This window comes from Mesorhizobium sp. M7A.F.Ca.CA.001.10.2.1, from assembly GCF_003998575.1.
Classification (GTDB): Bacteria; Pseudomonadota; Alphaproteobacteria; order Rhizobiales; family Rhizobiaceae; genus Mesorhizobium.
In genome coordinates, this window is record NZ_RZQY01000288.1 from 1 (window position 1) to 7,198 (window position 7,198).

Below are 7,198 nucleotides of genomic sequence, written 5' to 3' on the forward strand. Positions count from 1 at the left end.
GCGCGAGATCGGCGCGGTCGACATCCTTCACGGCGACAGCCGATTCCGCCAGCAGCGTGCAGCCGGCCGGAACGATGTCGGCGAAGCCGCCGAACACCACATAGCGTTCTTCGCCGCCCGCCGCGGTCTTCACGGTGACGACGCCCGGCTTGATCGTGGTCATGACCGGGGCGTGATGCGCCATGACGGTCATCTCGCCTTCGGCGCCCGGAATGACGACGGATTCGACCTGCTCAGAAACCAGCAGGCGTTCCGGCGAGACCAGTTCGAACTTGAAAGCTTCAGCCATGATCAATTTAGTGAGTAGGGAATAGGAACTAGTCAGTAGTAAGTGGCCCTAACCGGCCCACATCACGCAGCTGCTATTCCCTACTCACTACTGACTACTCCCTATTCCCTGAATTATGCCGCTTCAGCCGCGAGGCGCTGTGCCTTCTCGACTGCTTCCTCGATGCCGCCGACCATGTAGAAGGCGGCTTCCGGCAGGTGATCGTAGTCGCCGTTGCAGAGGCCCTTGAAGCCCTTGATGGTGTCGGCGAGGTCGACCAGCTTGCCCGGCGCGCCGGTGAACACTTCGGCGACGAAGAACGGCTGCGACAGGAAGCGCTCGATCTTGCGGGCGCGGGCCACGGTCTGCTTGTCCTCTTCCGACAGCTCGTCCATGCCCAGAATGGCGATGATGTCCTGCAGCGACTTGTAGCGCTGGAGGATCGACTGCACCTGGCGGGCGACGCCATAGTGTTCGTCGCCGACGACCAGCGGGTCGAGCATGCGCGAGGTCGAATCCAGCGGATCGACCGCCGGATAAATGCCCTTTTCGGCGATGGCGCGGTTCAACGTCGTGGTCGCGTCAAGGTGGGCGAACGAGGTCGCCGGCGCCGGATCAGTCAGATCGTCGGCGGGCACGTAGATGGCTTGCACGGACGTGATCGAGCCCTTGGTGGTGGTGGTGATACGTTCCTGCAGCGCGCCCATGTCGGTGGCGAGCGTCGGCTGATAGCCCACGGCCGAAGGAATACGGCCGAGCAGAGCCGACACTTCCGAACCAGCCTGCGTGAAGCGGAAGATGTTGTCGACGAAGAACAGCACGTCCTGGCCCTGGTCGCGGAAGTATTCCGCAACCGTCAGGCCGGTCAGGCCGACGCGGGCGCGCGCGCCCGGCGGCTCGTTCATCTGGCCATAGACGAGTGCGGCCTTGGAGCCTTCGCCGCCGCCCTTCTTGTTGACGCCGGATTCGATGAACTCGTGATACAGATCGTTGCCTTCGCGGGTGCGCTCGCCGACGCCGGCGAACACCGAATAGCCGCCATGCGCCTTGGCGATGTTGTTGATCAGTTCCTGGATCAGCACGGTCTTGCCGACGCCGGCGCCGCCGAACAGGCCGATCTTGCCGCCCTTGGCGTAGGGGGCCAAGAGGTCGAGCACCTTGATGCCCGTGATCAGGATCTGTGCTTCCGTCGACTGCTCGACATAGGTGGGAGCCGGCTGGTGGATGGAGCGCATTTCGGTCGCGTCGACCGGGCCTTCTTCGTCGACCGGCTCGCCGATGACGTTGATGATGCGGCCGAGCATGCCCGGGCCGACCGGCACGGTGATCGGCGCGCCGGTGTCACGCACTTCCTGGCCGCGAACCAGACCTTCGGTCGAGTCCATGGCGATGCAGCGCACGGTGTTTTCACCCAGATGCTGGGCAACTTCGAGCACCAGGCGGTTGCCGACATTGGTCGTCTCGAGCGCGTTCAGGATCGCCGGCAGGTGATCGCCGAACTGCACGTCGACAACGGCGCCGATGACCTGGCGAACCTTGCCGACAACGCCGGTTGCCTTGCTGGCCACTGCCGATGTCTTGGCAGCGGCGGCCTTCGCCGGTGCTGCCGCCTTGGCCGGGGCGGCCTTCGCGGCTGCTACTGGAGCCTTTGCCGCCGCCTTCGCGGGGGCTGCGGTTTTCGCGGCTGCGGCCTTGGGGGCTGCCTTCTGGGGGGTCGCTGCTTTCGCCATCGTCTTTACCCTTTTTCGTCCTTTGTTTCTCACGCGGTCCAGTCGCGGGTCGATGACCCGCGAACCACGCCTAGAGCGCCTCGGCGCCCGAAATGATTTCGATCAGTTCCTTGGTGATCTGCGCCTGCCGCTGGCGATTGTAGGTGATCGACAGCTTGTTGATCATGTCGCCGGCGTTGCGCGTCGCATTGTCCATGGCGCTCATCTTGGCGCCCATTTCGCCGGCCACGTTTTCGAGCAGCGCCCGGAAAACCTGCACGGAGATGTTGCGCGGAATGAGGTCGGAGAGGATTTCGCCCGGCTCCGGCTCATATTCGTAGACGGCGTTGCCGCCATCAATCGCCTCGGCAGGAGCCGAAGCAATGCCGGCCGGAATGATCTGCTGCGCGGTCGGGATCTGGCTGATCACCGACTTGAACTGCGAATAGAACAGCGTGCAGATGTCGAAGCCGCCTTCGTTGAAGAGGTGGATGACCTTCTTGGCGATGGCATCGGCATTGACGAAGCCGAGTGTCTTGACCTCGCGCAGGTCGACTCGGTCGATGATCATCGACGCGTAGTCGCGGCGCAGGATGTCGAAACCCTTCTTGCCGACGCAGATGATCTTGACCTGCTTGCCGTCGGCCAAAAGCTTGCGGATATGGTCGCGGGCAAGGCGGGCGATCTGCGAATTGAAGCCGCCGCACAGGCCGCGCTCGGCGGTGCAGACGACGAGCAGATGCACGTCATCCTTGCCGGTGCCGGTCATCAGCGCCGGGGCATCGCCGCCGCCGCCGATTGCCTGGGTTATGTTGGCCAGCACGGAACCCATGCGCTCCGAATAGGGGCGCGCCGCTTCCGCAGCCTCTTGCGCACGGCGCAGCTTCGCCGCGGCGACCATCTGCATCGCCTTGGTGATCTTCTGCGTCGCCTTGACCGAGGCGATACGGTTACGAAGGTCTTTTAATGAAGGCATGCTTCAAACCTGATCCCGTCTTGCAATTCGCTCAGGCGAAGGTCTTGGCGAAAGCGTCGATCTCGGCCTTCAGCTTGGCGCGCAGATCGTCCGACAGCGCCTTTTCCTTGCGGATGGCTTCGAGGACGTCCTTGCCGGCCGAACGCATGTGGCTGAGCAGGCCATGCTCGAACTTGCCGACCTGGTTGACCGGCAGCTTGTCGAGATAGCCGTTGACGCCGGCGAAGATCACCGCGACCTGCTCTTCCGTCTTCAGCGGCGAGAACTGCGGCTGCTTCAGGAGTTCGGTGAGGCGCGATCCGCGGTTGAGCAGGCGCTGGGTGGCGGCATCGAGATCCGAGCCGAACTGCGCGAAGGCCGCCATTTCGCGGTACTGCGCAAGCTCGCCCTTGATCGAACCGGCAACCTGCTTCATCGCCTTGATCTGCGCGGCCGAACCGACGCGGCTGACCGACAGACCGACGTTCACCGCAGGACGAATGCCCTGGAAGAACAGGTTGGTCTCGAGGAAGATCTGGCCGTCGGTGATCGAGATCACGTTGGTCGGGATATAGGCCGACACGTCGTTGGCCTGCGTTTCGATGATCGGCAGCGCGGTCAGCGAACCACCGCCCAGATCGTCGTTGAGCTTGGCCGCGCGCTCGAGCAGGCGCGAGTGCAGGTAGAAGACGTCGCCCGGATAGGCTTCGCGGCCCGGCGGGCGACGCAGCAGCAGCGACATCTGGCGATAGGCGACGGCCTGCTTCGACAGATCGTCGTAGCTGATCAGCGCGTGCATGCCATTGTCGCGGAAATATTCGCCCATGGTGGCGCCGGCGAACGGCGCCAGGAACTGCATCGGTGCCGGATCGGAAGCGGTGGCGGCGACGATGATCGAATATTCGAGCGCGCCGCGCTCTTCCAGCACCTTGACGAACTGCGCGACGGTCGAGCGCTTCTGGCCGACGGCGACGTAGACGCAGTAGAGCTTTTCCTTCTCGGGGCCGTTGTCGTGCACCGACTTCTGGTTGAGCATCGTGTCGAGGATGATGGCGGTCTTGCCGGTCTGGCGATCGCCGATGACCAGCTCGCGCTGGCCGCGGCCGACCGGGATCAGCGCATCGATGGCCTTGAGGCCGGTCGACATCGGCTCGTTCACCGACTTGCGCGGAATGATGCCGGGCGCCTTGACGTCGACGCGCTTGCGCTCGACCGCCTTGATCGGACCCTTGCCGTCGATCGGATTACCGAGCGCGTCGACGACGCGGCCGAGCAGGCCTGGGCCGACGGGGACGTCGACGATGGCGCCAGTGCGCTTGACGATGTCGCCTTCCTTGATGTCGCGGTCGGCGCCGAAGATGACGACGCCGACATTGTCGGCTTCGAGGTTGAGCGCCATGCCGCGGATGCCGCCGGGGAATTCGACCATTTCGCCGGCCTGGACATTGTCGAGGCCGTAGACGCGGGCGATACCGTCACCGACGGACAACACCTGTCCGACTTCGGAGACCTCGGCCTCCTTGCCGAAATTCTTGATCTGGTCTTTCAGAATTGCGGAAATTTCCGCGGCGCGGATGTCCATCAGCCGACCTCTTTCAGTGCAAGCTTGAGCGAATTGAGTTTGGTTTTGAGCGACGTATCGATCTGGCGCGAGCCCATCTTGACCACCAGCCCGCCGAGCAGCGACGGATCGACGGTGACGGAGATAGCCACGTCCTTGCCGGCAACGCTCTTCAGCGCCGCCTTGAGTTCGGTCTGCTGGGCAGCCGTCAGTTCGTGAGCCGACGTCACTTCAGCAGCGGTCTCGCCACGATGTTCGGCTGATATCTGGCGGAACGCCCTGATCATGCCGGGAATGGCGAACAGCCGGCGGTTACGGGCGACGACGCGCAGGAAATTGCCGGTGAGGCCGGCAATCCCGGCCTTGTCGGCGATTGCCGCGATGGCCTTCGCCTGGTCCTCGCTGGAGAACACCGGGCTGTTGATCAGCCGGGTGAGATCAGCGCTGCCCGCGAGCATGGCTTCGAAGCTGTTGAGGTCAGCTTCGACCTTGGCCACGGAATTTGCCTGCAGGGCGAGTTCGAACAGCGAACCCGCATAGCGTTCTGCGACACCTGAGATTGGCGATGACGATTGAGCCACGGACCGTCTTTTCTCTTGTCTGACAGGCCGTAGATTGTTGGCGCGAGCAAAAACTCTGGCTAAATCTTTGACCTTACTGCATTTTTTCAAGCACGGAGACGCGGCTTCCGCTATCCCCGGCCGAAAGTCGATTGCCGTCTAGCACAGGCATTTTAAGACCGCAATGCGTCGTTCCGCATGGTTTTCAGGCACTATTGTCGCATCCGGCGAAAGTCACCCGTCTTCCATCGCGGAATACCCAACGATTCAAGGCAGAAAGCCGAAGGCAAAGGCGAGCGGCAACGCCGCCAGCACCAATTCCACCACAATGGAAACCCAATTGAAAGGCGTGTTGGCGCCATCCGACATCATCGACAGCAGCCGGCCGAAGGCGGTGAACAGCCAGGAGAAGCCAAGCGCCATGTAGATCAGCGGCTGCGCCAGCAGGATACAGCACAGGCCGACGCCGAGATAGAAGCCCGACATCCTGCCGCGCCCCTCGGCGATCGCCGCAGCCTTCTCTGGTTTGACCTGCAAGCGCAGGGCATGGAAGGCGAGGCCAGGGGCCAGAAAAAACAAAAGACCGAGCAGCACGGTGACGACGGCGCTCGACCAGGCCAGCCATTCGCCCTGGCTCGTCGGCCATGGAAGCGCAAAATCCATCTTGTCCCCTCGAAATGCCTGTTTTGAAATTCCGGGCATTCTAGCGGAGGAAAAGAAGCGCGCCAGATGGATCCACGCACTTTAGGCGGCGCGCATCAACCGAGCGCGAATTCCACAGCCGCCTCGGCATGGATGCGCGTCGTGTCGAAGACCGGGATGTCGAAATCCTGCTCGCCTATGAGCATGGTGATCTCGGTGCAGCCCATGATGACGCTGTCGGCCGCCTCTTCGCGGCGCAGGCGCTCGGTCTCGGCGATATAGGCCGCCTTTGAAGTCTCCTTGACGATGCCCTGGCACAACTCGTCGTAGATGACGCGATGGACCATGTCGCGCCCGGCACTATCGGGTACGACAGGGTTCAAGCCAAATCTGTCGGCGAGCCGGCCCTTGTAGAAATCCTGCTCCATGGTGAAGCGCGTCGCCAGCAGTGCCGGACGCTGCATGCCGGCGCGCTTGACCGCCACCGCGGTGGCATCGGCGATGTGGATCAGCGGGATCGACACCGACGCCTGCACTTGGTCGGCCAGTCTGTGCATGGTGTTGGTGCACAAAAGCAGACCCTCCGCGCCGCCGGCCTCGAGCTTGCGTGCGGCTTCGACGAGAAGCACACCGGCGCCATCCCAGTCGCCATGATGCTGCCGCTCGGCGATTTCGGCGAAGTCGAATGACCAGAGCAGAAGCCTGGCCGAATGCAAGCCGCCCAGCCGCTCGCGCACGATCTCGTTGAGCAGCCGATAGTAGATGGCCGTCGATTCCCAGCTCATGCCGCCCAGAAGGCCAAGGGTTTTCATTGCGCGAGCTGTTCCTTTTCCTAGGCGATCCTCGATACTATAAACACATGAGACCACAAGGAGGTCGCAGTGAAAACCGTTCAGCTTCAGCAGGCCAAGGCGACACTCTCGGCAATTGTGGAGGCCGCGGGAAATGGCGAGCCAACCATCATCACAGAAAACGGCAGGCCGGCTGCCATGATCGTCCCGGACGATGAAGGGCGAAAGCTCTATCCGCAAGACAGTCGGAGAAATTTGGCTGATTGGTTACTCGGTATCCCGGCGGCATCGAATTTGAGCGAAACGAATCGCCGTCACGAGATGCCGAGTTTTGAGCCGCCCGACGTACCTATTTGAATCCACCTACCAAGCGCCCGGCAACTACAAAAAACTCTGCGGATCGATATCCACCTGCACCCTGACCGAGCCGCGCTGCTTCGGCCCATTGGCAAGCATCGCGCGAATAAAACCTTGCATGTCGGCGCGCCGTTCGCCCTGGATCAGCAGACGGAAGCGGTGGCGGCCGCCGAGCAGGGACAACGGCGCCTCGGCTGGACCCAGCACGAACAGATCTGACGCCTCGGGCGCGGCGCGGCGCAGGCCGCGTGCATGGCCCTCGGCTTCCGCCCGCGTCACCGCACTGACGATGACGCCGGCGAGCCCACCGCAGGGCGGCAGTGCGGCCCGCTCGCGCTCGGCGATCCCACGTTCG

General features: G+C 63.0%; 8 protein-coding genes and 1 pseudogene. 1 reads left to right on the forward strand and 8 read right to left on the reverse strand.

The window, feature by feature from the left end; translation table 11 throughout:
• The 7 genes from EN964_RS18885 to EN964_RS18915 form a co-directional block, all read right to left on the reverse strand.
• The coding region (locus EN964_RS18885) for a F0F1 ATP synthase subunit epsilon (RefSeq protein WP_127276618.1) at positions 1–289 on the reverse strand (289 nt) is incomplete at its 3' end.
• A 113-nt stretch (positions 290–402) separates the two neighbouring features.
• Positions 403–1,998, reverse strand: a complete 1,596-nt coding sequence (atpD, locus tag EN964_RS18890) for a F0F1 ATP synthase subunit beta (RefSeq protein ID WP_164748765.1) — start codon at positions 1,996–1,998, stop codon at positions 403–405.
• Between the two features lie 70 nt (positions 1,999–2,068).
• Positions 2,069–2,953: a F0F1 ATP synthase subunit gamma gene (locus EN964_RS18895; RefSeq protein WP_127267284.1), complete on the reverse strand. Its 885-nt coding sequence runs from the start codon at positions 2,951–2,953 to the stop codon at positions 2,069–2,071.
• A 31-nt stretch (positions 2,954–2,984) separates the two neighbouring features.
• Positions 2,985–4,514: a F0F1 ATP synthase subunit alpha gene (gene atpA / locus EN964_RS18900; protein WP_127267283.1), complete on the reverse strand. Its 1,530-nt coding sequence runs from the start codon at positions 4,512–4,514 to the stop codon at positions 2,985–2,987.
• Complete coding sequence (locus tag EN964_RS18905) at positions 4,514–5,074, reverse strand: F0F1 ATP synthase subunit delta (protein WP_023762496.1); 561 nt, start codon at positions 5,072–5,074, stop codon at positions 4,514–4,516. The genes atpA and EN964_RS18905 overlap by 1 nt, the downstream gene beginning before the upstream one ends.
• A 246-nt stretch (positions 5,075–5,320) precedes the next feature.
• The gene (locus EN964_RS18910) at positions 5,321–5,716 is read right to left on the reverse strand and encodes a DUF4345 family protein (RefSeq protein ID WP_127267282.1); all 396 of its coding nucleotides are present in this window, start codon (positions 5,714–5,716) and stop codon (positions 5,321–5,323) included.
• A gap of 95 nt (positions 5,717–5,811) precedes the next feature.
• Complete coding sequence (locus EN964_RS18915; protein WP_127267281.1) at positions 5,812–6,507, reverse strand: aspartate/glutamate racemase family protein; 696 nt, start codon at positions 6,505–6,507, stop codon at positions 5,812–5,814.
• A 69-nt stretch (positions 6,508–6,576) separates the two neighbouring features.
• Here EN964_RS18915 and EN964_RS18920 point away from each other — a divergent pair, with 69 nt between their 5' ends.
• Positions 6,577–6,843, forward strand: coding sequence for a type II toxin-antitoxin system Phd/YefM family antitoxin (locus tag EN964_RS18920; RefSeq protein ID WP_236382932.1), 267 nt, complete (start codon positions 6,577–6,579; stop codon positions 6,841–6,843).
• Positions 6,844–6,867: 24 nt separating this feature from the next.
• Here the strand turns inward: EN964_RS18920 and EN964_RS18925 are convergent.
• A pseudogene (locus tag EN964_RS18925) lies at positions 6,868–7,198 on the reverse strand (primosomal protein N'); the annotation flags it as partial.